Genomic DNA, 25,536 nt, shown 5'->3' on the forward strand with positions numbered 1-25,536 from the left:
TTATTAAGCGTATTTATTTAACATGTCATCCAGTTGTTCAACTGTTACATCTCTATATAGATCTTTATCAATTATCAAAGCAGGTGCATGATCACAGCAACCAAGGCAAACGTTGGGTAACAGTGTGAACCGGTTATCGCTGCTTGTTTGTCCAAACCCGATGGACAGTTTATTTTGCAGTGCATTATATAATAAGCCGTATCCCATTATATAACAGGAGATGCTATCGCACAACAGGATTATGTGACGCCCTACCGGTTTGCGGAAAATGAGGTTGTAAAAGGTAGCCACGCTATCCACCTCCGCCGGACTAATTTCCAGGTGAGCCGCAATAGCTTCCACACTTTCATCACTTATCCAGCCGCGATGTTCCTGTACAATTTTGAGTGCTTCTATCACTGTTGCTTTTTTATAAGGCACCAGCGATATCTCGTGATCGATAGCCTGAATTTCTGTTGCTGTCAGCATAAAATTTATATTTTATTACCTGTCTATATCGGCCAGTACATAATCAACACTTCCCAGTATGGAAAGTAGATCTGCCACCGTATAACCTTTACTGATATATGGCACCATCTGCATATGCGGGAATGAAGGAGTGCGTATCCGGGTGCGATAAGACATGGTATTACCATCGCTTATCAGGTAATAACTGTTCGCACCTTTTGTAGCCTCAATGCAGCTCATCGCCTCACCGGGAGGGATTACGGGGCCCCAGCTCACATTCAGGAAATGGGTTATCAATGTTTCAATGTCCTGCATGGTATGTTTTTTTATCGGAGGAGTTGTTAAGGGATGATCGGCCTTATAACTCCCTGCCGGCATATTTTTCAGACATTGTTCTATAATACGCAGGCTTTGCCGCATTTCTTCTACTCTAACAACGGAGCGATCGTAGCAATCGCCATTCTGTGCGATGGGGATATCAAAGTCAAACATCTCATATCCGGAGTAAGGGCGTTTTTTGCGGAAGTCCCATTCGAAGCCGCAGGCTCTTAAGCCAGGGCCTGTTACGCCCCATTCGATAGCTTCTTCGAGGGTATAGATTCCTATACCTTTGGTACGCGCTTTAATAAGGCTGTTGCGCAGCACCATATTATTATATTGTTTGAGTTCTTTAGGGAAGTGGTCAACAAATTCTTTCACGAGTACTTCCCAGCCATTGGGCAGATCCTGTGCTACCCCACCGATGCGGAACCAGTTGGGATGCATACGGTCGCCGCAGATGGCTTCGATGATATCGAATATTTTTTCACGCTGGGTGAACATGTAGAACACGGGGGATAATTGTCCAAGGTCTTGCGCAAACGTACCGAACCAGACCAGGTGACTATTGATGCGGAACAATTCGCATAACATCACTCTTATTACTTTTACACGATCGGGCACTTTGATACCGGCCATTTGTTCTACAGACAGCAGGTAGGCCAGGTTATTCATCACACCACCCAGGTAGTCTACTCTGTCTGTATAAGGAATATAAGTATGCCAGCTTTGGCGTTCTCCCATTTTTTCTGCTCCGCGGTGATGGAAACCAATTTCCGGCACCGCATCTACAATTTCTTCTCCATCCAGTTGAAGGATGATACGTAATACGCCATGAGTACCGGGATGTTGTGGGCCTATATTAAGGAACATGAAATCGGCATCATCGCTATGTTGTTGCATTCCCCATTCTTCAGGTTTGAAGCGGAGAGCTTCCTGTTCTATATCATCTTTCTCATCCCAGTATTGAAACGGCCCCATTTCTGTAGCTCTCGCAGGATGCTCTTTACGGAGAGGATGACCTTTCCAGGTAGTTGGCATCAGGATGCGTTTCAGATAAGGATGGCCATCGAAGCGGATACCGAACATATCAAATACTTCGCGTTCGTACCAATTGGCATTTTTAAAGATGGAGGTGATGGAGGGGAGAGTTGGGTATTCTCCAAACAATGCAACTTTTAAGCGGATAAATTCATTCTGTTTAAAAGAAAAGAGGTGATAAACAACGGAGAAATCTGCCGGTGGCATATTCTCTTTTCGTGCCCGGTCCCGTTCGTCTATGCCACATAGATCGTACAGGAAAGGATGGCTTGATTTAAGGTGTTGGATAATTGACACGATGCTGTCTTTTCCGACCCACAAGGTGAGTATTCCATCAACAGTAGGTTGCTGTTGGAATGCATCATTGCCGAATCGATATTGAAGATGCCCGAGTATGCTATTAGCATCCTGCATATGTTGTATCAGTTTTTAGGGTTCGTACTATACGTGAATTATATTTATACTTCGTCTATTCCTTTAAAGTTGACCATATTCATTCTTTCTTCACGTTTTAGATCTTTCATAGATGGCTGATGAGGTTTTATTACACCTTGTTCGCCTATGGTCCAACTTAACGGACGTGCTTCTTTACCAACTGAATTACCGAGTAACATGAGGCCCTGCATAAAGGCATCAGGTCTTGGGGGACAGCCAGGCACATATACATCTACCGGTAAGAATTTATCCACTCCCTGCACAACGCTGTAGATATCATACATTCCACCGCTATTGGCACAACTACCCATAGATATCACCCATCTGGGTTCCATCATTTGTTCGTGTAGCCGTTTTATGATTGGCACCATTTTAATAAAGACGGTGCCAGCTATCACCATTACATCTGCTTCACGTGGAGTACCCCGGATCACTTCTGCACCGAATCTTGCCACGTCATATTTACTGGTGATACTGGTAGCCATTTCGACGAAGCAACAGCTAAGTCCAAAATGAAAGGGCCACATAGAATTTTTACGGCCCCAGGCCACAAGATCCTGTACAGTGGTTAACATAATGCTTTTGCTGACGGTCTCTTCCATGCTACCGCTTCCTGAGATGTGTCCGGTTTGGTCACCAGGGTTACTTAACCACCATTTCATTTTTATCTTGTTTTAGTTTGTAAGCTTTTAGTATTTTTTTGGTATCGGCGCCAATGTTCAATGCGCCTATTCCCCATTCGTAAACCAATACTACAGCCAGCTGACCGATGAACAGGGCAGCACCTAAGTAACCAGGCCATCCTAATTCATAAAATCCTACAGCCCATAACATAAGGAATACTGCTTCCACATCGAAGATCACAAAGAGCATAGCTACCAGGTAGAATTGTGCGGAGAACCGGAGGCGTGCAGTTCCTGATTGTTCAATACCTCCTTCGTAGGGTTTATTGGTAGCCCGGTCATTATGATGTTGTCCAAGTACATAGGACAGTAAAAGGATGGCGCCCAAAAGTATTACTACCAGGCAAGCATATAGCAATAGAGGCCATAAGGGAATACCGTGAATTTCGTTTCCCATAACGCAAATATTTTCTTGAGATGAATACATGCGTATTCATCTTTCATGCAAAAGAGAAAATGATTTCAATTCCAGTCTGTTGATAAATTGGGCGCAGATTGAGTACAGTCTTTCGTAATAACGTGCTTAGCTAACGATGTAATGTTCCAGGTTCTTAATAATAAAGTCTTTATTGTCGTTTACATACTTTACGATATCACCGATAGAGATTATACCTATCAGTTTATCGTTTTCCATAACGGGGAGATGGCGGATGAACTTATTCGTCATCAATTGCATGCAGTCTTCAATTTTTGTATCAGGAGCAACAAATACCGGGCTGTCAATCATAATATCCCGTACCAGTGTTTCTTTAGATGAGCGTCCTTTTAAGACAACTTTGCGTGCATAATCCCTTTCAGTGAATAGACCTTCTAATTTTCCAATTTCGTCTACTACTACCAGTGCGCCTAAATTCTTTTCTTCGAGTAATTCTAATGCTTCGTACACAGTGCATGTGATGCAGATTGTGTAAATCAAATTTCCCTTTAATTGCAGGATATTTCTAACCGTATCCATAGCAAAAGGCTTTTAGTGAAGAGTTCTATTAAGTTAGGACTATTTTTGTTAATAACCTAAGTTTGGCTGCGGAAAGCAAATTTTATTAGGCACTCTTGTCCTTTCTGTTGCTAATTCCCCGGTCGATAATCTACTCCTTTAATTATACATACAACGAATTCCTTTGTTTATCCATTGAAATATATTTTTTTATAAAATAGCTTTGGAGTGTATACATAGTCGCGATACAAAAAGTAATTTCAGATTTTAAAATTATGAATATAACTGTTACCCATATTGACACCGCCTGTATTCTATTGGAAATTGATGGATATAGAATAATGACCGATCCTACCCTGGACAATGCTGGCCAGTTTTATTATCATGGTTACGGTGCTGCATCCCGCAAAACAGAAAATCCCGCTTATCCTATTACCGGAATAAATAATATCGATCTTATACTATTGAGCCATCATCAACATAAAGATAATTTCGACAACAATGGGAAATCCTTTACGAAGAATGTAGCCAATGTAATTTCTACAAAAAATGCCAGTAAAGCATTATCCGGAGTTATAGGATTGGACAACTGGCAAACACAAAAAATCGAAACTGATAAAATTAAGAATTTAAGGATAACCGCTACTCCGGCCCAACATCATCCCGGGTGGATACCGGAATTTATCTCCGGTAAGGTTATAGGATTTATAATAGAATTTGATGGCCAGGAAAATGGAGTTATTTATATTTCCGGAGATACTGTTTATTTTAAAGGTATAGATGAAGTTGCCAAAAGATATAAAATTGATGTTGGTATTTTCCATGTTGGTTCTGTTCAATTCCGTTATCTCACAGGATTTGGACAATATACCATGGACAGTAAAGACCTCATAAAAGCTGTTAATGTTTTAAATCCGAATAAAGTAATCCCCATACATCACAAAGGATGGACCCACTTTAAAGAAAAAGAAGCCCGATTAAGAGAATCCTTACTCACAAATGTTTCTACCAGGGACAGGACGATATTCCTAAAATCAGGAGAGCCTGCGGGAATTTAAAATAATACTTAACTCCCGGAAAGATATAGGACAGTTCTTAGTAAGAAGCACCTTGCGCCGGAGATTGACAGGTGGTTGGTAGGGGTTTGGTCAGATTTGCCTGATCTAACACCGACCAACCACCTATCAACCACCTATCAATCACCTATCAACCCTGGAAGTCACCCCGAACTCTCCCCGAAGTTAATATCAACTCTCCTCTCACTTACTACTTAACTCCTTTGGCAGAATCCCAGTTTCCTGCCAGTTTTCTAATGTAGAGAATTTGGCCCGTATGGTAGGCATTATGGGCGCTTATATGGGCAATAATAGAATACCACGATTGCAGCTTTGCTTCATCTGCCTGTTTAATGGCCTCTTCCCAATCTTTCATAACCTGATCCAATTGCTGAACGGTACCAGTCCAGGAAGCTTCGGTAAAGGCAACGAATGTTTCATTATTGTTTCCATCAAAGGCTGCTGGTTTTCTTCCATAAAACTTATCCAGCTCCTGCTTGTTCCAAAATAACAGATGGTAAGCCAACTGACCAATAGAATGGCTGGAATCTGAAGGCTTCCACATAGCCTCCTTCGCTGTAAGACCTTCGAGACCTTTCATAACAGGAACAAACCAGTCCTGTTGATTCCAGGTAGTCTTTAACTGTTCCAGTAATATGGATTTAAGCGTAGGCGGCGGCGTTGCCGGGCTATTGACCTGCCCGCTGGCAGTCAGGGAGCACATCAGGCTGAACAGGAGAATGTACTTTGGCATATACAATGGTTTAAATTTTATACCTACTAAAGATAACCTGTTTACACCCGGATTTAGCCTGGACTGAACTTTATTAATCAGCTTTTGTTTTTAAGTTAACAGCAGATGTGTGGAGACCAGCAACCACTTAAAAAACGGGGCGCACCGAAAAGCCATACGAGTAGGAGAAAGTTAAACTTATAAATTATGCCTAAATATGTAATTGAACGGGAAATTCCCGGAGCAGGAAAATTTACTGCCGAACAATTAAAAGGCATTTCTCAAACTTCTTGTGGAGTGCTAAGTAATATGGGGACACAAATTCAATGGGTCCATAGTTATGTAACAGGCGACAAAATTTATTGCGTTTATATTGCGCCAAATGAGGAAATGGTACGTGAACATGCAAAACAAGGAGGTTTTCCTGCAAATTCTGTAAGTGAGGTAGCTGCTATCATTGATCCTACAACGGCAGAATAAAGCATGTAAGTTCCTTTAGTACTGATGCTAACTTATTTTTAAAACAGGTAGTATATTTGTCCCGGAGTATACGCTTCTTTAAAGATAACCACACTGGCATATGACAAAGCATAAAGGACAATCACAGATACAACAATCAGGCTTCGACTTTTTAAACTCATTAAAGCAAAATAATGACAGGGATTGGTTCAATGCCAATAAAGCAGTATATCAAAAAGAACTGGATCTTATTGAAGTCTTTGCGGAAGCATTACTGCAGGAGCTCAGCGCCCATGATGTGATAGAAACCCCTTCGGGGAAAAACAGCCTGTACCGCATTTACAGGGATACACGTTTCTCTAAAGATAAAACTCCTTACAAAACACACTGGAGTGGGAGTTTTAAACGTGCCACCAAATATCGCAGAGGCGGATATTATTTTCAAATAGAGCCAGGCAACACCTTTATTGCAGGTGGCTTCTGGGGACCAAGCACAGAAGATCTGAAACGTATCAGGGAGGATATTGCCTTTGATGCCGCACCATTGAGAAAAATATTAAACAACAAAATATTCATATCTACATTTGAAACATTGCAGGGCGAACAATTAAAAACCGCACCCAAAGGTTTTGATTCAGATCATGAGGCAATTGACTTATTGCGCTACAAACAATTCCTGCTTGTACGGAAGTTTTCAGACAAAGAGGTGTTAAGTGAGCAGTTTTTAAAGGAGGCAAACCAAACGTTTAAAAACATGCGTCCATTTTTAGATTACATGAGCGAAGTACTAACTACCGATATTAATGGGATGGAGATATAATCTAAGCACCTGGGATTTATTTTTCACTTCATTTGGCAAGATTCTTTGTTGGGTGTTGTGGGTCAAATACTCTATCCCGTAGACAGATGCCCTCAAAGCAGGTAATATTTTATCTAAATCGCAGAAATTTGCTTAAGTTAAGGGCTGATTTTAACAACATCATTATGCACCTTCGACTCAGACATTGCCTCCTGCTTCTTATTGGCTTGCCAGCTTTTGCTCAGACACCGCGGACCGATCTGCATTTTACCAGCAGCAAACAACAAAAAATTACGGTGTACAAAGGCACCATCTTCGTGAATGGAAACCGGGCTTACCAATTAGCGTCCGATGCTATCGTATACACTAGCAGACGTAACCGCCTTGTGGAAGACAACGGTAATGTTTTTCTATTTCTGGAAGTAACAAAAACTCCAAACAAGAACAGACTTTACGTATTCGGTATTAATAATTCAAAAGCAGATTCGCTGATGGATGCCATTAGTTCAGATGTTAAAGACATGGACCATGATGGCTTCCTTGAGTTTGGAGGTAGTGATATAACGGCAACGTATCCTTCAAATGATTCGATGTACTACATACCGGCAAAATACTATGAAATCAAACGCGGACTGATAACTTTCGACGCAGCTTACACAGAAAAAATGGACAAAAAGGTAAACGGAACTTATATCTCTGAACCATTGGATAAGAGCGGAAATTGCTGCAAAGTAATTCCGAAGCCCAAAAGCCATTACTAGTCAGATCTTCCCATAAACGCACTCTATTGAAACAGGCTGTATCATAAGTACGATACAGCCTGTTTTTATTCAGTCACTGTTGGAGACGATACGCTACTTAAGCAATCCTCAAGCCTTTCACTGGGTAAAACGTTCATTTAAATTGTAACTATCACCTTACCTCTTGTTCTTCCAGACTCCACCTGTAAATGCGCAGCACCCATTTCGTCAAAGGAAAAGGTTTTGGATACATGAGCCTTTATCTTACCAGCCTGCATGAGTTTTGCCAATTCGTTCATATCATTTCCATTAGAGTTGACCATGTGAAAGAAACCTTCCATTCCTTTGGCTTTTGCTTTATCTATATCGGTTTCATTTACCGCGAGTATAGTAATCAGTGTTCCTCCTTTTTTTAATACATTTAAAGAACGGTGAAAGTTTTCGCCTCCCAAAGCATCAAAAACAAAGTCTACATCGCTTACTACCTCCTCAAAACGGTGTGCATTGTAATCGATATGTTCATCTGCACCTAAACTCAGAATAAAATCTTTATTAACTGCAGAGGAAGTCCCAATTATGTAAGCACCTAAATATCTTGCTATTTGAACTGCAAAATGGCCAACACCACCCGCTGCAGCATGAATCAATATTTTGTCACCTGCTTTTATTTTCACTCGGGTAACCAGGCTCTGCCAGGCAGTTAAAGCTGCTAATGTTGCTGCTGCGGCCTCCTCATGAGAAACATTTGAAGGTTTTAATGCTATTTGCGAAGCAGGGGCAGCAACATATTCAGCATAGGTTCTTCCACTGCCCATGAAATTAATCATACCAAATACTTCATCATCCTTTTTAAATGCTGTCACATTCGTCCCAACTGCAACTACAATACCTGAAACATCCCAACCTAAAATTTCCGGCCTTTCACCATTTGTTACCCAGGCAAGTACACCTTCATTTGCCCGGGCTTTAACATCTACAGGATTAATACTAATTGCCTTTACCTGTATCAGTACTTCATCTTTTGAAATTTGAGGTATAGGAACTTCTGTTATAACCAGGTTTTCAACCCCTCCAGCCTCTTTTATCAGTATAGCTTTCATTTCTTATTTTTTAGACTACAAAGCTAATCCGGCTTATACTGTAAAGAGTAGTGTAAAAATTGGAAAAAACAGTAAAATAATGGGATTTCTAATTGGCAAGAGCATTTTTTATTACTTTCGCTCTTATGGATTTCATGCACGAACCCTTCAGTATAACAGTAACTGAACTTGATTTCTGGGAAAAGAGAAACAGGAAGAATAATTTCTTTGAAGTAGTATATATTCTAGATGGCGAAGGTGATCAATGTGTCAACTATACACATTATTCCTATGCCAGAAACAGTATACTTTTCTTGCCGTCCACTGATTGCCATATGTATGTTATTAAGAAAAAAACCAGCTTTCTATTTATAAGATTTACCTATCAGTATTTCGTATCAAACAACAGTAACATAATTGATTACAGCAGCTGGTTCAATCGACTCAATTATATTATAGGTCATTACAACAGGGCATCAGGAGAACTTATAAAAAATGAAGCTGATCGAAAAAGTATGATATCACTGTTTGAAATAATCATGATAGAGAATAAGAATCCGGATGCACATGCCAAATTTATTATACGAAGTAGTATGGCTTCGATTATTGAAATCATTGCGCGGAATATTGAACCGTTCGCTTTTCCCAACCATGCCTCCATTGATAGGAAGTTTGCAGACTTAATCCATTTTATACAATATAATTTACTCGATGGGGAGAAAATAACTGTTAAGTACCTGGCCTCACAATTTAATGTTGCAGAAACCTATTTCAGCGAATATTTTAAACGGAACTCCAATGAGACATTTCAGGATTATATATTAAAATCAAAACTGAAAATAGCAGAAGCAAGAGCTTTTTATACCAGCCAGTCATTTAAAGAAATAGCATATGAGCTGGGTTTTACGGATAGCAGTCATTTAAATAAAATGATGAAGAAGCATTACAACCTGGGAATGAAAGAAATCAGAAAACACAGTTTGGAGACTCAGAGCACGTAAATAAAGATAAAGAAGAATAAAGGAAAATACGGACCTGAGAATGGATAAAAACAAAAGAGCCGCTTTATACAAAGCAGCTCTTTTGTTTTTAATGAAGTTATATTCTATTACTGTACAAGTAGTTTGTTACTGGACTTTAATCCTTTGTCACCTGTTACGACCACATAATATAATCCTGGTTTTTTGCCATTCAGATTGCAGTGTATCTGTTGTGTACCTCCTGTAAGTGACCTGATAGTACCAAGATTATCTACCATACTACCCTGTGTATTAAATACCCTCACAATAGCCTGTTCATTCTCTTGCAAGAATACTGTTATCGTGGCTTCGCCTGTGGTTGGATTGGGATAGATAGCTGCAAGATTGGGGATCATTCCCATAAGCACTGACACTGCCATTGTGGACGGACAGCTTGCCGCTGAAGGTGTTTTTCCTGCAATTTCAATCCAGTCAATATCCGCAGTGGCAGAAGATGCTACTGATTGCAGGCGGATGGTATTATCACCGGTATTTAAAGATACTGTTGTTATTGCATTTGCAAATATAGTGCTGCCACTCGTTTTAGGGAACGGCTGTGCACTGTTGACGGTAGTCCCGTTTACGACCAGCGCCATGGTGTAAGTGTTGCTGCTGCTGCTATTTACATAACGCCAGTTAATGGAGTATGTACCGGCTGCAGGCACATTTACCCTCCAGGTAACCCCTTTACCGGAAGCGTTGGACAGGTTAATTACCTTGCCATTGCTGGCGCCACTGTTGGCGCTGATAGCACCGTCATAACTACAAAGCCCTTGTGCGGTGGTTGCATTATCTTCTATCCTGATGGTAGTAGTAGAATCCCCCGTACCGGTAGAGTCGCCAGTGTTTTGCAACTGGAAGTTTGCTGTAACAGATTTATTATTGTTCATCGTTACAGTAATTGAAGCGTAAGTACTTGATGTATCACCGCTCCATCCTATGAAATTATATCCTGTAGCAGGTGTAGCCGTCACTGTTACTACCTTACCTGAATCATAAGTTCCAGCTCCGGTTATGGTACCACCTGTAGTTGGTACGGCCGTAGTACTGAGCGTGTAAGTTACGGGAGTGCTAACAGCCTGAAAGTTTGCTGTAAGGGATTTATTACGATTCATAGTTACAGTAATTGAAGCGTTAACACTTGATGTATCACCGCTCCACCCTATGAAAGTATATCCTGTAGCTGGAGTAGCCGTTACTGTTACAACTTTAGCTGAATCATAAGTTCCAGCTCCGGTTATAGTACCTCCTGTAGTTGGTGCAGCTGTAATGCTAAGGGTGTAAGTTTTGGGAGTAGGAGGATTACTTCCGCAGGAGGGACTTGTTAACGTTGCACCAGCAGCTGCCATAACCAGGCTTTTTACATTTTCGGCAGGTGTTATGGTCAATGTGTAAGGAGGGGTGAATGCTGTGCCGCTGTTTGTGGCATCGCCAGTAGTATTGGTAAAAATATTATTCCTGGAGGTCACCGCAGTAAATGTATTATCCATAGTGGTGATGGAATTATTCACATTTTCGAACACATTACTTTCCACCAGCAGATCTGCTTCAAAACCTGCCGTCACACATTTTGATGCAACGGTACTATTAAAAAAGTTATTGACCATATGTACTTTTCCAAACCGTACCCTTGGCATACGTTCTTTGCAACCCTGTGCCCACCAGCAATTTTGCATGGTTATACGCAGTTTTCCTCTATCACCTGTAGCGCCATCACTGGAACCAAACAGATCAGAAAACCGATGATCGTCCGAACCACCCGGGCCGCCTGGAGTAGGAGCTTTATTGTAGATAAACTTGCACCAGGTTACAGTAATATAATCGGCTGCATTTTTAATATCCAGGTTGCCATCCATTCCATCCTGGAATTCGCAATGGTCTACCCACATATTGGTGGTGTTGTCGATAGTCATATTATCCCAACCGTCGGTGTCATAAGCTCCTGGTCCTTCTAATGTGACATTTCTGAAAATGATATTCGAACATCTTTTTACATACAGTATACCTGAATTATCTTTTGTCTGATCATTTGACACCAGTTTAGAACCTGGCAAGCCATAAATTGTCTTTCCTGATTGGTCCTGTAAACTGATGCGGCCTCCGGAGGGAATGGTGATGATCCCTGATATGTGGACCACCTTCACAGAAGAAGAAGTAATGGCGGTTTTAAGATCGTTGTAATTAGTAACAACTGTAGCTGTGGCTGTTCCTCCACCTGTTACACCACCGTTTTGGCTGGCCCAGCCAACTACTGTACATTGGCTCTGTGCAAATAAACTTGTAAGGCATATTACAGCACTTAACACCAGGGATAAGAACCAGGTTTTTCTCATAGGTTTTCTATTTTATCGTAAATGGTTAAAAATGAATGGTGTAGAATAACGTTTACGTTACCGGGGTTTCCGGTTATCATTGTTCACGACACAAAATCCTGATTTTTTTTGATTTTTTATACCATTAACAATAATTTTTTTATGCAAACGTTCCCGATTCTGTTTGTTATAAACAATAAGAGCCTGTATCAGAAGTCTGATACAAGCTCTTTTAATTCGTATACCTGATGGAGGTATAGCGAATCTCCAGTCCTTCATTATTTTTAATTCACCACCCTCTTATTAGTTGAGTATTTCTAATTTATCATTGGAAGATCTGGTCAGATTGAAAGGAGACAATCCTGGTGATCAGAAAGTTATTTCCTGCAATAAAAAGTCAGCAGTTTTAGGAGCCTTAGGATCAAACAACTCACTGAGCTTAGCATTTAAAACATGGTATTTCCCATTTACTAAAACCCCTGTTGTAGGAAATGGTAAAATGCTTTCTTTAGAACTGATGATACTGGCAGTTGTCCAATTATCAGTTGATTTCACCTGAAAAATTCTGGATGATGAATTAGATACAACTACCAGTTCATTTTTACCGTTAAGTATCAGCCCATCAGCACCTTTTAGTTCATCAACTTTAATTACCTTAACATCATTGGGGTTCTTAGTGTTAATCTTATATAATAAGCCCTTGTTAGACTGAGCCACTATCAGATAACCATCCGGATGATAAACAATTCCATTTAAGTTAAAACCATCCCCAGTCCATGCTTTATCTTGCACAAAGATAGATGCATGATGGTCCTTATCTATTCTGAATATTATAGGAGAAATACTATTCGTTACATATAGGTTGCCACTATTATCCAATGTAAGGTCATTAATAAAATTAGGATGATCTGGATTTAGTTTCCCTAAATCTATTTTAAACTTACGTTTGCCGGATTTCAGATCGTATCCGATAACTTCAGATAATTTGTAGGCCTTTGCAGGGTTAGTTTTAACTGCTGCACCATTATCAATATTTGTAACAAATAAAGTATTGTTCTTTTCATCAGCCAGAATACCAACCGATGCGATCAAATCCGGATCTTGTGTGAATGGCGTGTAATTGCCTTTAAAATCCAGCTTGCCGACCTGGCCGATATTAACTGAACTTATAAAGAAAACGTTTTGCTTTTTACTGTATGCTGTTCCTTCAGGGTATAGCCTGTCAGCATGTATTGAAATATTTTGTCCGAAAGTCAGGGAGCTTATTCCCATAAGGATACCGATTGTGAATGCACTTCTTTTCATTTTGTTTAATTTTGCGTTAATTGCTAATGCAAAATTCTACAATTACAGCAGGGCTGAGAGAGGCATTTATCACTTTGATTTTGTGACAAAAGTCACATCAGAAACGGTACAAACGGCTTAGTGTTTCACGGGAGACACCGAGATAAGACGCTATAAATGACTTAGGAATACGGTTAATCAGATGAGGATATTGCTGAATAAAATTTTCATAGCGGTCCTTTACACTCCCCATAATCATCAATTGCAATCGTTTTTGCAACGATATATAACCCAGGTTAGCTTTCACAGCCACGAAATGTTCGTACTTCCGCATTTCGGCAACTAATTTTTCCCGGTTCTCTAATGTAATACCAAGTACTTCGCTATCCTCCAGACAATCAATATTTATAGTAGCCTTTGAACTTTTAAAGAAGGCTTCTCTATCAGTAATCCACCAGTCCTCTACGCCAAACTGATAAATGAATTCCTTTCCGGTATCGTTATCTGCTATATAAGCTTTGAGGCAACCCTTCAATACAAAATATTCGTACTTCACATAATTACCTTCCTGTACAAGAAAGGAATGTTTTTTAAGTTTCTTTAATACAAAATGGCTCAGGATATAATCAAATTCTTCATCTGATAATGGACTTATAGCTTCTATATGATTTCGGAGTAAATGAGACACGGATTAGTTTATAAATAATTAGCTCTTGAAAAATATGCATAACCAGCATTACAATAAAAGTAATGATTATATTAATTACTACATAAGAATGGCTTATCCTATTATCAAAGATAGGTGAACAGTACTTAAAAAAATGATTGATAGTATCAACCAAATTCCTTATTTTCGTCCAATAAACGAGTATGGCAGGTAACAAAAAATTTACGCCGCTTATTTCAGGGATAGGTGCTCTGCGATTAAAATTGTTGCGTGAGTGTGACAGACTTTTCCGGGAAAAGAATTTCCCCCTGGATATGGATCAGGTATCGGTACTCAGGTTGTTATATGGTTCACCAGGCCTCACGCAAAAGGAGATTGGAACCCAATTGCAGCGTGATAAAGGTTCTGTTAACAGAACCATCTCGGTTTTTAGCGAGAAGGGTATTGTGAAGGTTATAATGGATAAACAGGATAAACGAAAGACCAGGATTGAATTGACAATTGAAGGGAAGAACCTGGCGAAACAGACTGAGATTGTTCTGGTAAAATATGAGAAATCCCTTGCTTCGCTTTTTAGTGAAGAAGAATATCAAACATTCAACCTTCTGATGAATAAACTTCTTAATTAGAATTTTAAATGGACTCAAACAATCACAACACTGCCCTCCTTGTAATGGATATGCAATTAGCAGTTATTCGTAGTCTTCCGGATTACAATGAAATCGCTGGTAAAGTGGCAGAAGCCATTGCATATGCCCGCTCCCAAAACATACCTGTTCTTTTTGTAGTGGTCGGTTTTCGACCAGGAATGCCTGAAGTTAGCATGAATAATAAAGTTTTTTCAGCAAGCAAAGAAAGGTCTGCAAATAAAAGCATAGGTGATTTGATGAACATTGATGATACTGTCGCTCCAATACCAGGCGAAATCATCATTACCAAACGTCGTCTTAGTGCATTTACAGGAAGTGATCTTGAAGTTGTTCTTCGGGCGCAAGGTATTCAGGACCTCGTTCTTACCGGCGTTGCAACCAGCGGAGTTGTATTATCAACTTTGCGTGAAGCTGCCGATAAAGATTATCGTATTACTGTATTATCAGACTGCTGTACCGATAGAGATATAGAAGTACACAATGTTCTTACTAATAAAGTCTTTCCATTTCAGGCATCTGTACTTACTTTGGAAGAATGGTGCAATAAATAAGATTTTCCAGGCTAAGATATGTTATCTCGAATGGTAATGGTATCGCCAATGCGAATAGTTCCTGCACCTTGAAACAACAGATTTTGGCCGAAATAAATTTTATTGTTTTTAGCACGGTAAGTACTAAGTGTTTTCAAAGGTTCTTTTCCTTTTATACCGGATTGCTGATCAATGGTAGTAATAGTACAGCGAGCGCAGGGCTTAACACCAAAAAATTGTATATCGCCAATACTAAATTGTTTCATGTCGTCCTCCTGAAATGGAATTCCTCCGGTAAATACAATATTGGGCCTGAAGCGGTCCATCAGTAAAGGGGAAGATAATCTGCTGTTCAGATCATCAAGTGAAGCCTGACCGATAATCAATAAAGGATATCCATCAGAAAAACTGGTGATTTCTTTATTGTGTGCATAAAACTCATCTACTTGTCGCAGGCTACTATCCGGCATATAAACCAGCCGGCAGGAAATATCCAGTTGTTCACTAAACCAGGCATCCGCTTCAGCACTTACGCATTGCGCGATGCAGCTGTCGTTCCATACAGTAACCCTAATTGTTTCTGTATGGAAAGGTTGAAAGGGAATCCGGTAAAAAAAATCTGATTTACTGATATTTATAATCAACAAGCCATCCTTATGCAGGCTTACCTCTAAACAAGCCATAGCAGGGACTTCGCGTTGTGAGAGGAAACGGTTGTTTTCATCTATCAGCATCCATCTTCTGTCGTATTCAAAACCGCGATCGGTAAGAGAAGCCGCAGGCAATGCGATTCCACCTAATGATTTAACAGGATAAATATATAATTCGCTAACTGTAAGCATAGGCGCTAAGGTACGAAATAGTAAAAAGCGATCCTTCAATAACGAGCTGCTTCTACTTCTAAAGGAATTGGAATGTGTGGAAATCAAACAACAAGATAATTACCGGTATAAATGGCTGGCTGGATTCAGAAAAATTTGTGTAGTTAAATAACTACACTTATATTTGTAGTCAAATAGCTACACAATGAATTTAAGACGAGATGTATTTCAAGCCATAGCAGACCCGACAAGGAGGGCTATACTCCTATTGGTAGCCTCACAATCCATGACAGCAGGTGCAATAGCTGCAAACTTTGACACTGCCAGACCGACAGTTTCAAAACACCTGCAAATACTCACCGAGTGCGAATTACTTAAACAAGAGCAAAACGGCAGAGAGATTTATTATAATATAAATGCAAAAAAAATGAAAGAGGTAGCCGACTTCATTGAGCCATTCCGCCAAATGTGGGACGACCGGTTCAATAAATTAGAAGCAATAATGAAAAAATATAAAAGCAAATAATATGGAGCAAAAAACAAAAATTAATGCCGAAGACGGAAAACAGGAATTAGTGATAACAAGGGAATTTGATTTGCCATTGGAATTACTTTTTAAAGCGTACGTAGAGTCCGACATTGTTGAGCAATGGATGGGAACGAAAGTGCTGAAGCTTGAAAATAAAAAGCACGGCAGTTACCAATTTGAAACAACTGATCCTAAAGGAAACAAACACGGGTTCAGTGGGACAATCCACGAGTTTAGCCCGAACCAGAGAATCACACGGACATTCGAAATGGAGAATACGCCTTTTTGCGCACAGCTTGAGTTCCTGGAATTTGAAAAACTCACTGACGACACCAGCAAACTCAATATGCATATAGTATATAGATCAGTCGCACTCAGAGACCAAATGATGCAAATGGGTTTTGCTCCAGGCATAAACATGGCACATAACCGATTACAACAAATAGTAAACAAATTAAAATAACATACCATGACAAAGAGAAATAAAATTATCTATTGGATTTCTACTCTCTGGCTTGCATTAGGAATGATATCAACTGGAGGAGTACAGTTATTCAAAGTGAAAACAGAAGTAGATTCTATTACACGTCTAGGCTATCCTATCTATTTTCTGACAATACTGGGCATTTGGAAAATTCTGGGAGTTGTAGCATCTCTTATTCCTAAATTTCCTTTACTAAAGGAATGGGCTTATGCAGGCTTTTTCTTTGCCATGTCGGGAGCGATATTTTCACATATCGCATTTGGTGATCCAGTGAAGGAAATATTCCCCTCATTACTATTACTAACCCTGACCATCGTATCCTGGTATTTCAGACCTGCGGACAGAAAAATCATTTCAGTTAATTCTAATAAATGAATAAAATGAATCCCAAGGTTGATTTTTATTTTAGTAAAGCCGAAAAGTGGCAGGAAGAACTGGAGCAATTGAGAATGGTCGTTCTTGATTGTGGGCTGACAGAAGAATTGAAATGGAGAGTTCCTTGTTACACATTTCAGAACAGTAACATAGTTTTAATACATGTGTTTAAAGAATACTGTGCACTTTTGTTTTTCAAAGGTACCTTACTAAATGATCCCAATGGTATTCTAATTCAACAAACGGAAAATGTGCAGGCGGCGCGCCAGATCCGGTTCACCGGTATTCAGGAAATAGTGAAGATGAAATCCATCCTCAAAGCCTATATTTATGAAGCTATTGAAGTGGAAAAATCCGGTTTGGAAGTGAATTTTAAAAAGACCGCTGAATTCGAAATTCCTGAAGAATTTCAAAAGGAATTGGATAAAACCCCTGCCTTGAGAACTGCTTTTGAAGCATTGACACCAGGACGGCAAAGGGGATACATTCTTTATTTTTCTGCACCCAAACAATCCAAAACCCGGGACTCGAGGATTGAAAAAAGCATGCAGCAAATTCTCGAAGGAAAGGGACTAAATGATTAGTAGTATTTCAGGCCTGCAGATAGGCAATAAAATGTTTAACATTCTATTCAACAGAAATAATATAAAAGTATGAACAAATCTAAAAGCAATAAAAAGGAGTTGTCACTGGAACAACGTGAAGAACTGCTCAGGACATTGAAAGTCCGTTTTGAGAAAAACATGAACCTCCATAAAGATCTTAAATGGGCTAATGTAGAAGCAAAGCTGGAAGCTAATACTGAGAAGCTATGGTCACTCTATGAAATGGAAGCAACCGGTGGTGAACCAGATGTTGTTGGTCATGATAAAAAGACGGGCGAATACATTTTTTACGATTGTTCAGCGGAAAGTCCTAAAGGCCGCAGAAGTGTTTGTTACGACATTGAGGCTCTGGAGTCCAGGAAAGAACATAAACCGAAAAATAACGCTATTGATATGGCAGCCGCCATGGGCATTAAAATTTTAACGGAAGAACAATATCGGGAATTGCAGGAACTTGGAGATTTCGATACGAAAACGTCGAGCTGGGTACAAACTCCTACTAATATTAGAGAACTCGGCGGAGCCTTCTTTTGTGATCGCCGTTACGACCATGTTTTCTTGTATCACAACGGTGCGGAGTCTTACTATGCCGCCAGGGGATTCCGTGGCTCGCTAAGGGTCTAAAATTTGCGTAGACAGCGAAGGTATGATGCAGGTTAGTTTGAGCAGGATCAGGACTGAATTGAAATAGATGGTTTAGTTTTTATCATTTGTAAAATTTTCACTTCTTACAATGTGCGAACTTGCTGTCATAAAATCAAACATTATGAACTGGATCATTTTAATCATCGCTGGCTTATTTGAGGTAGCTTTTACCTCCAGCCTCGGAAAAGCAAAAGAATCGATAGGCATGGCCATGTATTTATGGTACGGCGCTTTCCTGTTCTCATTAGTGGCCAGTATGCTTTTACTAATGAAAGCCACACAATCCCTGCCCCTGGGAACAGCCTACGCTGTATGGACCGGCATTGGCGCAGTAGGGACTGCCTTGATGGGTATCTTTATTTTTAACGAACCTGCTCATTTCTGGAGGTTATTCTTTATAGTAGCATTAATAAGTTCTATCGTTGGACTGAAAGCTGTATCACACTAATGCAGCCTGGCTAACTTCCTGGCATATCGAAGCAAAATTGACAAAATAAGCCATTACAGCCTGGAAGCTAGCCAGGGCTCATATTATGGCAACAAGCTCATCTCTGGTTTATACAACAAGGTTTCTGAACGTATACTATTTATTACCTTAACTTCCGATGCTATTTCCAGGGCAGCAATTTCCTCCTGAAAATGTGCAGTTTTTCCAAATTCTTTAAAGCTGTTACACCCTATTAATATGATCAACTGATTAAGATCACCACCGTCTACCATTTTGTAAATTTGAAACCCAAGGATGCTATCCATCTCTCTGTCTTTAAGTTTTTCCATTAGCTTTAATGCAGCGGGTAGTTCACTAACCGAAAGGGAAATCAATCTTAGCAGCTTTGCGTTTAATACTGAACTATCCGGAGTGCTTAAATGAGGCAACTTTTCAACTTTATATCTCCATAGAAAATCGCCAAAGGGAACTGTATGCAATTCATTGTCTGCTCCATCCTCAGCCGGACTAACAGGTTTATCAAAATCCTCCCATTTATGTCCAAATGTTGCATCTATAAAGCAACCATCCTGTGGTCCTGACACCACATACCATCCATACCAGTTCCAGGTATCTCCACTGTTTTTATGCCATAATAGGTGCTGCTTATAACCATTTTCAAATTTCTTTTCTAAACCGGGTTTCGGTTTCCAAACCGCAAATTGGGCAATATGTTGCTGTGCCATCATATTACTGCTAATCAGCAGTAATACACCTATTAATAACTTCATCTTTTTATTGTCAAAGCTACCTGGGGGAAATCAGAAAAAATTGTAAAAAACTGAACTGGTTATAAACCTGTAAAATGATCGTTGATATATCCCCTGTTCCTGAAATAGTTTCCCGGAGCTTGATTGGTTAGAGAACGGAATGACTTTATCAGATGTGCCTGATCATAGTAACCCGCTTCGTAGGCGCATTCAGTAAGTGTTTTCTGAGGGTGAGTTGTTCTGTAAACTATAAAATGATTTAATTGTATGATACGAGTCATCATTTTCGGCCCCACGCCAATGTACTTATCAAACAAAACATCCAGGTATTTACCAGAGATACCTGTCTTTCTTATCAATTCATCTATAGTGACTAATCCATTTTGATGTAAAATAGCACCCATGGACGCCTGTATATAGCCATAGCCGGGATAATCAGAGGATAAATCAGAAATCTTCTGAAACAGTAGTTGTTCAAAATTCAGAAAGGTTTGTTGCGGATTATCAGCGATACAATTGCTCAGCTGTAAATTGCTCACTACGTCGCTCAGCGCATATGATTGATTGGTTAAAGCCGCTAAAGGAACGCGGGTCAATGTATACAATGTATGCGGATAAAACCTGATGCCATATAATCTGGAACCAGGTAACAGCCTGAGTTGATAGCTATTTACTGTTTGTGCTGCAATGAATGTATGAGGCTCATTCACCCATGTATCGTTGTGCAATTTCCTTTGAGCTGATCCATTGTTAACATGGAAGATAATTTCGTGATGCCCGTCAGGAATGATATCCTCCTCATAGAAATGATCTTTGGTATTCACCTCAAGAAACCAAAACGATTTAACTAACTGTCTTATTTTTTGAGGAATATAGGTTTGTAGTGTTATCATTTACCACAACTATTTAAGGCAAATAAATATACCACAATGTAAAAAACAATTTAGTACGCAGAGATAATAAGTTTCCTGGCAATGCGGTTTCAATAGAATGCACCAGGCAGAAAATAGCCCAGCCACCAGCACCGGAATGCCTGATGAATAATGATAATCTTCCAATATTGTGGCAATAAATACCACAATCGAACATTAGTGATGACCTTTCGTGGCTGCATCGAACACGCGGCAGAAGTTGCCGCCGCCTACCTTACCAATTTCCTCCCCGGTGAAGCCCGTTTTTAACATCGCATCGACTACGGCGTAATAGAATCCTACTTTCTGGTCCTTCCAGGCTTCATTCGTGCGCTCGCCAACCCGGCCTTGATTTTTACCACTTCCCGGACCATCCTTGTGATTATCGCCAGGGGGATCGTCATGGCGTTTGCCAGGATCACCACCAGGTCGGGGGCCAGAGGGAGTCAACTTGGTATCAGTACCGATGCAGACATGGTCAATTCCGATAACGTCAACAAGGGCACGAATATTCTGGGCATACTCCAATGGAGAATCTGCAAGGTGTGTCCATACGCCAATCACACCACCAGTGTCGGCTACGACCTGGGCATGTTCCTTGCTGATAAGTCTTGGCCGCATCATGTTGGCCATGAACGGATTCTGACCCAACCGGGAATCGAGTCCGGTATGAGAGACGAGTACCGGACGGGTCGCCACTTTGAGCGCAGCGGCCACAGTATCTGCACTAGCGTGCGATAAGTCGACGAGAATGCCTAGTCGGTTACATTCTTTGATGACGTCAGCCCCGAATGCAGTTAGTCCGCCAAAATTTGGAGGGTTAGTGAAAACGTCGCCTAATGGCACAGATGCATCGTTGTCATGGAGCAGTCCGAGGTGTCGCAAGCCCCGATTGTAGGCCTCTGCGAGCCGCTCCAAATGTCCTTCAAGAAAATGAGCTCCCTCAACCGATTGGATGACGGTCGGCTGATGGTTCTTATGGGCAGTGCGGAGATCTGCCAGGTTCAAGGAGCGCTTCATATTATTTTGAGCCAGCTGCTTGTCCATTGAAGTCAACCCATTCAAGAACCGGTCATAGGCATCTCCAGTTTTTTGTAATTTTTGATAGTCGACGGCGAATGTCATGCAGATGGCCGATAAACCCGACCGCTTCATCTCACCAGCCAGGTCGATGGTTGGGCCGGGTACCTCTGCTTGAGTAAGGGGAACGTCAATATGATTGTGCGTGTCGATGCCCATCGTGGCAGCTACGATAGCAGCCACACGTGGATCAACTTCGTTAATAGCCCACCCAGCCAGAGGGTTAAGCATCATCGCAGCACTTGTCCCGGTTACAGCGGTAAGGAACTCCCGTCGGGACCATGCAGATTGAGATTTCATCATAATTTCCAATTAAGTTAACTGCCGGTAGGATCCGATTACCCACCTACTGATTATTATTAATACAAATAGTCAATGTCAAATTGTAATAGAGATACTTTCAACCTCCGCTGACAAAATAAGAGGATTAAAACCTAATCTAATATTGAATTATGATAAATGGAGATGAAGGTACGGAACAATTTATCTGTGGAATAAGAGATGCTGTTGTATATATTTTATACGTCTTTAAAAATTCCATTTTCGCAGCGCCTTTGTGGTAGTTGATCTCATTTGGCTGAAGAAGAAATCGATTATAGGTTGTCAATGATGAATGGAAAACCTAAATGTTTGATGTCGAAGCAATTCTTTTTGTGTAAGCATTGTAGACTTATGAATGCTAGTAAATGGCCATCCGTTTTTTGAGTTAAACTCAATAATAGCAATTCTTAAAGTGTCAAGATACCTGTCCGAAAACGACAAAAGAAGTTGTCAAAATTGGAAAATTTGGAGTTAACATGGATGTTAATTGTCCGATTACATAGCAGTTTTAATTTAGTATAAAATAATACGCCTTCTTATTCAATTTATATTTGTAATTATCAGGCAATACAATTTCATTTATACCACATTAAGTATGATCTTGCCGTCGACACGTTGCACCAACTATTTAGGCCTCCGAGTGGGGAGGCCTAAATAGTTGGTATTACATTAAACCGTAGTATCCTGTTATTTTACTTCAATTCCTTTTTATAACCGGCAAGTTTCTTCTCAGATTCTTTAATGGTATCTTCCATAATGAAACCAGCGAATTTACCTTCCTTCAGTAGCTGTCTGGCAGTTGTAATTGCCTTTTCCTCGTATTGCACAGCGCTTTTGTAATCATTCATATTTGCATATGCGCCGGCCATTTCTTCATAAACTATAGATGGTGGCATCTGGGGCACTTCCAGTTGTGCATTCAATAACTCTAAAGCATATTCGTAAGTTGATTTCTTCAAGCCCTTTTTCCTGGCAATAACTGCTGCTGTAGAACCTACATATCCAGGCTTGGTAGCTTGCCACGGTCTTACAAAAGCCATTGCTGTATCTTCACTTCCATATTCGATCATAGTATTGAACTTAAAAAAACCGAATGTTCCGGCAAAGTTAGGCATGACAGCGATACCTGAATCAAGGAGCTGATAAGCCCTAGCAAATTGCTTGTCAGCAATAGCTTTTTCGTAAGCTTTATATAGGTTTTGGAAGGGTACCATTGCGGAATCTGCCTGTTCAGTTTTTTCCTGTAACTTCTTTTTGGTAGCTGCAACGTCGTAATTTCCGGACATCACCACCTTTACCACCGAATCCAGCTCAATTGGATGACCCATCCACAAAATGATGCCATCCTTCACCATAAATGAACAGGGAATACCATCTTGCCCGGCAGCCTCCATCCATTCCTTTCCCATAAACTGGTCTTTACTGTCAGTGATAACATTGAAGTCCATTTTGTTGCCCATACCTTTTACAAATTTACTTACTTTGGGAAGTGAAGATTCGTAAGGTTTGTCACCGGTTTTTTCCCAGATATTCACAGCAATGACGGTCGCGTCCTGTTTACGTTCCCTGGCAAATTCTGAAAGATGGGGCATAGATGCAATACATGGTCCACACCAGGTAGCCCAGAACTCGAAAAGGTAAAGACGTCCCTTCTCATACTGCTTAATAGGTGATCCTTTTAGCCATTTTCCGTAGCGAAGTTCAGGTGCTTTGTCGCCCACAAATAATTTTGCCCTTTCCTGCCCCAATGAAACAAGCATAAAACAAAGGATGGAAAGAAAGGTCAGACCCAAGGTTCTCGAAATCTTCAGACTGTAACTCATTTTTGTTGGATTTTGAAATTTGAAATGCAAAAAGATATTATGTAGAAGCCGTGAGCTTCTATAAAAAAATGTTTACTGTAAATAATGTCCCTTAGAAGTTCGGGACGGTCAACACCACTTTGGGATCATCAGGTTGAATGATCAACTCTTTCCCATTGTTGTCGGCAGCCTTCCGGATCATTGGTAATCCGTTGCGGAAATAATCATATCCGGCATGTCCTTCAAAGGCAAGCTCCATATGCCTTTCCGTGAGAATAGCAGCAAGCAGATCCTGATCAGCGATGTTGGTGATATCCGATTCGGGCAGTCCTGCACGTGTGTGGATTGCGCTGAGGTCGGCCCTGGCCATAGCGTAATTTTTCATTTTGGCATAAGCTTCAGCTCTGTTCAGATACAATTCGCCGGTACGTAAAAAGATGTTTGGAGCGCGGGTGAGGAGCATGTTAAGCAAGACCAGTAATTTAGTGGTCTCGGTAAGTCCCGTTGCAGGATTAACCCTAAAAAAACTACTGCGGATATCCTGTGCAGCGAGCAATTGTTTAAGGTCTGACGAGGGCATAAAAACCCCGCCCAATCCAATCGTCGGATCATAGTTGTAGAGAATCCCGATCCGGGTATTGCCTGTCATGTTGTCAAAGGCAAAGATGATCTCTTTATTAGAGGCGAATTTAGCGCGGCCAATAGATCCATCCTGATCATCGGCAAACAGGTTTTTATAGTCGTTCCCCTGCAGCAATGCTAATTTCCCTCCATTTTGAGTCAATGCACTGTCTGCATAGGTTACGGCTGCCTGGTTATAAATAGCGTCCGGATTGTCTATGTTACCGCCCATATACAAATACACCCTTGATAACAATGCCCATGCGGCTTCTTTGCTGGCAAAGCTGTTTGTTTTTACCACGGGGGTTTTCATCAATTGCGCTGCTATTTTCAATTCTTCTGTGATATAATCATACACTTCCTTAACAGTAGATGGTGCAGGTATCTCCTTTAAATCACTTGTCTTTTTTAACGCAACACCGGAACTGTTTGCAGCATTCTGATAGTAAGGCTTGCCGTATAATCTGATCAGGTTAAAATAAGTAAGCGCCCTCAGGAAATGATTTTCGCCTTTCGCATACAACACATTATTCTGGTCGGCTTCGGGAGAGGAGGCGAAACTTGTTTTTTCGAAATCAGCGATCCCCTCTAATGTAATATTAATGCTTACAATTAACTGGTATGAGCCACGATAAAAGTCGTTGCTGAAACCGAGCGTGGGACTGTTACTGTTTTGATAGAAGAACCCATCCGTCCTTTTTTCTGCAGGCCCGAAGGTGCGCAAGGTTACATTGTTACCACGGCTTTCGGATAAGTTTACCAATGGTTCATCGTAAGACGCATTGGAATTTTCGCGCAACAAGGAATAATTGCCTACTGTGGTTTCTACAATCCCGGCGGCAGAGGACAATTCCCCATCCTTATCAATTTTAATCAGCGGGCTGATTTCATCGATCTTTTTATCGCAGCCCATTGTGGCGACAGTAATTAAAAATATGATAGCGTAATTTTTCATATTAA

The 25,536-nt window shown here is 40.5% G+C and carries 29 protein-coding genes; 13 read left to right on the plus strand and 16 right to left on the minus strand.

Annotated features, from left to right (window positions below; all coding sequences use genetic code 11):
* Positions 1-3: 3 nt before the first annotated feature.
* The 5 genes from nuoE to BM176_RS05420 form a co-directional block, all read right to left on the minus strand.
* On the minus strand, positions 4-468 hold the full coding sequence (nuoE, locus tag BM176_RS05400; RefSeq protein WP_090100357.1) for an NADH-quinone oxidoreductase subunit NuoE: 465 nt from the start codon (positions 466-468) through the stop codon (positions 4-6).
* 15 nt (positions 469-483) lie between these two features.
* Entirely contained in the window at positions 484-2,220 is a 1,737-nt protein-coding gene (gene nuoC / locus BM176_RS05405) for an NADH-quinone oxidoreductase subunit C/D (RefSeq protein WP_090100359.1), read from the minus strand.
* Between the two features lie 44 nt (positions 2,221-2,264).
* On the minus strand, positions 2,265-2,903 hold the full coding sequence (locus BM176_RS05410) for an NADH-quinone oxidoreductase subunit B (protein ID WP_090100361.1): 639 nt from the start codon (positions 2,901-2,903) through the stop codon (positions 2,265-2,267).
* Positions 2,884-3,321, minus strand: a complete 438-nt coding sequence (locus BM176_RS05415) for an NADH-quinone oxidoreductase subunit A (protein WP_090100363.1) — start codon at positions 3,319-3,321, stop codon at positions 2,884-2,886. The genes BM176_RS05410 and BM176_RS05415 overlap by 20 nt, the downstream gene beginning before the upstream one ends.
* Positions 3,322-3,447: 126 nt before the next feature.
* Positions 3,448-3,879, minus strand: a complete 432-nt coding sequence (locus BM176_RS05420; RefSeq protein WP_090100365.1) for a CBS domain-containing protein — start codon at positions 3,877-3,879, stop codon at positions 3,448-3,450.
* 254 nt (positions 3,880-4,133) lie between these two features.
* On the opposite strand from BM176_RS05420, the gene BM176_RS05425 reads away from it, so the two are divergent.
* Positions 4,134-4,916 (plus strand): MBL fold metallo-hydrolase, encoded by a 783-nt coding sequence (locus tag BM176_RS05425; protein WP_090100368.1) that lies wholly within the window; start codon positions 4,134-4,136, stop codon positions 4,914-4,916.
* 208 nt (positions 4,917-5,124) lie between these two features.
* Here the strand turns inward: BM176_RS05425 and BM176_RS05430 are convergent, their stop codons facing one another.
* Complete coding sequence (locus BM176_RS05430) at positions 5,125-5,667, minus strand: DinB family protein (RefSeq protein WP_090100371.1); 543 nt, start codon at positions 5,665-5,667, stop codon at positions 5,125-5,127.
* A gap of 186 nt (positions 5,668-5,853) precedes the next feature.
* Here BM176_RS05430 and BM176_RS05435 point away from each other — a divergent pair, with 186 nt between their 5' ends.
* The 3 genes from BM176_RS05435 (at position 5,854) to BM176_RS05445 (ending at position 7,665) form a co-directional block, all read left to right on the plus strand.
* Positions 5,854-6,126, plus strand: a complete 273-nt coding sequence (locus BM176_RS05435; RefSeq protein ID WP_090100373.1) for a DUF4242 domain-containing protein — start codon at positions 5,854-5,856, stop codon at positions 6,124-6,126.
* Between the two features lie 100 nt (positions 6,127-6,226).
* Positions 6,227-6,925, plus strand: a complete 699-nt coding sequence (locus BM176_RS05440; protein WP_090100375.1) for a DUF2461 domain-containing protein — start codon at positions 6,227-6,229, stop codon at positions 6,923-6,925.
* A 164-nt stretch (positions 6,926-7,089) separates the two neighbouring features.
* Positions 7,090-7,665, plus strand: coding sequence for a hypothetical protein (locus BM176_RS05445; RefSeq protein ID WP_143097719.1), 576 nt, complete (start codon positions 7,090-7,092; stop codon positions 7,663-7,665).
* A gap of 137 nt (positions 7,666-7,802) precedes the next feature.
* Here the strand turns inward: BM176_RS05445 and BM176_RS05450 are convergent, their stop codons facing one another.
* Complete coding sequence (locus BM176_RS05450; protein ID WP_090100379.1) at positions 7,803-8,744, minus strand: NADP-dependent oxidoreductase; 942 nt, start codon at positions 8,742-8,744, stop codon at positions 7,803-7,805.
* Positions 8,745-9,238: 494 nt separating this feature from the next.
* Between BM176_RS05450 and BM176_RS32380 the strand changes: the two genes are divergently transcribed.
* Positions 9,239-9,724 (plus strand): helix-turn-helix domain-containing protein, encoded by a 486-nt coding sequence (locus tag BM176_RS32380; protein ID WP_177230304.1) that lies wholly within the window; start codon positions 9,239-9,241, stop codon positions 9,722-9,724.
* A 107-nt stretch (positions 9,725-9,831) separates the two neighbouring features.
* Here the strand turns inward: BM176_RS32380 and BM176_RS05460 are convergent, their stop codons facing one another.
* From BM176_RS05460 to BM176_RS05475, 3 genes are all read right to left on the minus strand, one after another.
* Positions 9,832-12,075 carry a pectate lyase family protein gene (locus BM176_RS05460; protein ID WP_090100383.1) on the minus strand — a complete coding sequence of 748 codons (2,244 nt, stop codon included), beginning with the start codon at positions 12,073-12,075 and terminating at the stop codon, positions 9,832-9,834.
* A gap of 348 nt (positions 12,076-12,423) precedes the next feature.
* Positions 12,424-13,359, minus strand: coding sequence for a hypothetical protein (locus BM176_RS05470; protein ID WP_090100387.1), 936 nt, complete (start codon positions 13,357-13,359; stop codon positions 12,424-12,426).
* 97 nt (positions 13,360-13,456) lie between these two features.
* Complete coding sequence (locus BM176_RS05475) at positions 13,457-14,026, minus strand: Crp/Fnr family transcriptional regulator (protein WP_090100389.1); 570 nt, start codon at positions 14,024-14,026, stop codon at positions 13,457-13,459.
* 182 nt (positions 14,027-14,208) lie between these two features.
* Here BM176_RS05475 and BM176_RS05480 point away from each other — a divergent pair, with 182 nt between their 5' ends.
* A complete protein-coding gene (locus tag BM176_RS05480; RefSeq protein ID WP_090100391.1) occupies positions 14,209-14,634 on the plus strand; it encodes a MarR family winged helix-turn-helix transcriptional regulator in 426 nt (141 codons plus the stop codon).
* Between the two features lie 8 nt (positions 14,635-14,642).
* On the plus strand, positions 14,643-15,206 hold the full coding sequence (locus tag BM176_RS05485) for a cysteine hydrolase family protein (protein WP_090100392.1): 564 nt from the start codon (positions 14,643-14,645) through the stop codon (positions 15,204-15,206).
* A gap of 11 nt (positions 15,207-15,217) precedes the next feature.
* Here BM176_RS05485 and BM176_RS05490 read toward each other — a convergent pair whose 3' ends face one another.
* The gene (locus BM176_RS05490) at positions 15,218-16,027 is read right to left on the minus strand and encodes an MOSC domain-containing protein (protein WP_090100394.1); all 810 of its coding nucleotides are present in this window, start codon (positions 16,025-16,027) and stop codon (positions 15,218-15,220) included.
* A 184-nt stretch (positions 16,028-16,211) separates the two neighbouring features.
* Here BM176_RS05490 and BM176_RS05495 point away from each other — a divergent pair, with 184 nt between their 5' ends.
* The 6 genes from BM176_RS05495 (at position 16,212) to BM176_RS05520 (ending at position 19,092) form a co-directional block, all read left to right on the plus strand.
* A complete protein-coding gene (locus BM176_RS05495) occupies positions 16,212-16,532 on the plus strand; it encodes an ArsR/SmtB family transcription factor (protein WP_090100396.1) in 321 nt (106 codons plus the stop codon).
* A gap of 1 nt (position 16,533) precedes the next feature.
* Positions 16,534-16,998 (plus strand): SRPBCC family protein, encoded by a 465-nt coding sequence (locus BM176_RS05500; protein ID WP_090100398.1) that lies wholly within the window; start codon positions 16,534-16,536, stop codon positions 16,996-16,998.
* A gap of 6 nt (positions 16,999-17,004) precedes the next feature.
* Entirely contained in the window at positions 17,005-17,394 is a 390-nt protein-coding gene (locus BM176_RS05505) for a DoxX family protein (RefSeq protein WP_090100400.1), read from the plus strand.
* Positions 17,391-17,978 (plus strand): YdeI/OmpD-associated family protein, encoded by a 588-nt coding sequence (locus BM176_RS05510; RefSeq protein WP_090100402.1) that lies wholly within the window; start codon positions 17,391-17,393, stop codon positions 17,976-17,978. Before BM176_RS05505 ends, BM176_RS05510 begins: the two co-directional genes overlap by 4 nt.
* 69 nt (positions 17,979-18,047) lie before the next feature.
* Entirely contained in the window at positions 18,048-18,623 is a 576-nt protein-coding gene (locus tag BM176_RS05515; protein ID WP_090100404.1) for a DUF4256 domain-containing protein, read from the plus strand.
* Positions 18,624-18,765: 142 nt separating this feature from the next.
* Entirely contained in the window at positions 18,766-19,092 is a 327-nt protein-coding gene (locus BM176_RS05520) for a DMT family transporter (protein WP_090101667.1), read from the plus strand.
* Between the two features lie 83 nt (positions 19,093-19,175).
* On the opposite strand, the gene BM176_RS05525 is transcribed toward BM176_RS05520, so the two are convergent.
* From BM176_RS05525 to BM176_RS05545, 5 genes are all read right to left on the minus strand, one after another.
* Entirely contained in the window at positions 19,176-19,862 is a 687-nt protein-coding gene (locus BM176_RS05525; protein WP_090100406.1) for a hypothetical protein, read from the minus strand.
* Positions 19,863-19,921: 59 nt separating this feature from the next.
* Positions 19,922-20,734 (minus strand): helix-turn-helix domain-containing protein, encoded by an 813-nt coding sequence (locus BM176_RS05530; protein ID WP_090100408.1) that lies wholly within the window; start codon positions 20,732-20,734, stop codon positions 19,922-19,924.
* Positions 20,735-20,929: 195 nt separating this feature from the next.
* On the minus strand, positions 20,930-22,135 hold the full coding sequence (locus BM176_RS05535) for a dipeptidase (protein WP_090100410.1): 1,206 nt from the start codon (positions 22,133-22,135) through the stop codon (positions 20,930-20,932).
* Between the two features lie 710 nt (positions 22,136-22,845).
* Positions 22,846-23,976 carry a TlpA family protein disulfide reductase gene (locus BM176_RS05540; protein ID WP_090100412.1) on the minus strand — a complete coding sequence of 377 codons (1,131 nt, stop codon included), beginning with the start codon at positions 23,974-23,976 and terminating at the stop codon, positions 22,846-22,848.
* A 91-nt stretch (positions 23,977-24,067) separates the two neighbouring features.
* On the minus strand, positions 24,068-25,531 hold the full coding sequence (locus BM176_RS05545; protein WP_143097721.1) for a RagB/SusD family nutrient uptake outer membrane protein: 1,464 nt from the start codon (positions 25,529-25,531) through the stop codon (positions 24,068-24,070).
* Positions 25,532-25,536 lie beyond the last annotated feature (5 nt).

The sequence above is a fragment of the Chitinophaga sp. CF118 genome, from assembly GCF_900112615.1.
Lineage (GTDB): Bacteria > Bacteroidota > Bacteroidia > Chitinophagales > Chitinophagaceae > Chitinophaga.

Coding starts and splice junctions, on each gene's coding strand:
- nuoE (WP_090100357.1), bottom strand. CDS start 468: ATGCTGACAGCAACAGAAATTCAGGCTATCGATCACGAGATATCGCTG.
- nuoC (WP_090100359.1), bottom strand. CDS start 2,220: ATGCAGGATGCTAATAGCATACTCGGGCATCTTCAATATCGATTCGGC.
- BM176_RS05410 (WP_090100361.1), bottom strand. CDS start 2,903: ATGAAATGGTGGTTAAGTAACCCTGGTGACCAAACCGGACACATCTCA.
- BM176_RS05415 (WP_090100363.1), bottom strand. CDS start 3,321: ATGGGAAACGAAATTCACGGTATTCCCTTATGGCCTCTATTGCTATAT.
- BM176_RS05420 (WP_090100365.1), bottom strand. CDS start 3,879: ATGGATACGGTTAGAAATATCCTGCAATTAAAGGGAAATTTGATTTAC.
- BM176_RS05425 (WP_090100368.1), top strand. CDS start 4,134: ATGAATATAACTGTTACCCATATTGACACCGCCTGTATTCTATTGGAA.
- BM176_RS05430 (WP_090100371.1), bottom strand. CDS start 5,667: ATGCCAAAGTACATTCTCCTGTTCAGCCTGATGTGCTCCCTGACTGCC.
- BM176_RS05435 (WP_090100373.1), top strand. CDS start 5,854: ATGCCTAAATATGTAATTGAACGGGAAATTCCCGGAGCAGGAAAATTT.
- BM176_RS05440 (WP_090100375.1), top strand. CDS start 6,227: ATGACAAAGCATAAAGGACAATCACAGATACAACAATCAGGCTTCGAC.
- BM176_RS05445 (WP_143097719.1), top strand. CDS start 7,090: ATGCACCTTCGACTCAGACATTGCCTCCTGCTTCTTATTGGCTTGCCA.
- BM176_RS05450 (WP_090100379.1), bottom strand. CDS start 8,744: ATGAAAGCTATACTGATAAAAGAGGCTGGAGGGGTTGAAAACCTGGTT.
- BM176_RS32380 (WP_177230304.1), top strand. CDS start 9,239: ATGATATCACTGTTTGAAATAATCATGATAGAGAATAAGAATCCGGAT.
- BM176_RS05460 (WP_090100383.1), bottom strand. CDS start 12,075: ATGAGAAAAACCTGGTTCTTATCCCTGGTGTTAAGTGCTGTAATATGC.
- BM176_RS05470 (WP_090100387.1), bottom strand. CDS start 13,359: ATGAAAAGAAGTGCATTCACAATCGGTATCCTTATGGGAATAAGCTCC.
- BM176_RS05480 (WP_090100391.1), top strand. CDS start 14,209: ATGGCAGGTAACAAAAAATTTACGCCGCTTATTTCAGGGATAGGTGCT.
- BM176_RS05485 (WP_090100392.1), top strand. CDS start 14,643: ATGGACTCAAACAATCACAACACTGCCCTCCTTGTAATGGATATGCAA.
- BM176_RS05490 (WP_090100394.1), bottom strand. CDS start 16,027: ATGCTTACAGTTAGCGAATTATATATTTATCCTGTTAAATCATTAGGT.
- BM176_RS05495 (WP_090100396.1), top strand. CDS start 16,212: ATGAATTTAAGACGAGATGTATTTCAAGCCATAGCAGACCCGACAAGG.
- BM176_RS05500 (WP_090100398.1), top strand. CDS start 16,534: ATGGAGCAAAAAACAAAAATTAATGCCGAAGACGGAAAACAGGAATTA.
- BM176_RS05505 (WP_090100400.1), top strand. CDS start 17,005: ATGACAAAGAGAAATAAAATTATCTATTGGATTTCTACTCTCTGGCTT.
- BM176_RS05510 (WP_090100402.1), top strand. CDS start 17,391: ATGAATAAAATGAATCCCAAGGTTGATTTTTATTTTAGTAAAGCCGAA.
- BM176_RS05515 (WP_090100404.1), top strand. CDS start 18,048: ATGAACAAATCTAAAAGCAATAAAAAGGAGTTGTCACTGGAACAACGT.
- BM176_RS05520 (WP_090101667.1), top strand. CDS start 18,766: ATGAACTGGATCATTTTAATCATCGCTGGCTTATTTGAGGTAGCTTTT.
- BM176_RS05525 (WP_090100406.1), bottom strand. CDS start 19,862: ATGAAGTTATTAATAGGTGTATTACTGCTGATTAGCAGTAATATGATG.
- BM176_RS05530 (WP_090100408.1), bottom strand. CDS start 20,734: ATGATAACACTACAAACCTATATTCCTCAAAAAATAAGACAGTTAGTT.
- BM176_RS05535 (WP_090100410.1), bottom strand. CDS start 22,135: ATGATGAAATCTCAATCTGCATGGTCCCGACGGGAGTTCCTTACCGCT.
- BM176_RS05540 (WP_090100412.1), bottom strand. CDS start 23,976: ATGAGTTACAGTCTGAAGATTTCGAGAACCTTGGGTCTGACCTTTCTT.
- BM176_RS05545 (WP_143097721.1), bottom strand. CDS start 25,531: ATGAAAAATTACGCTATCATATTTTTAATTACTGTCGCCACAATGGGC.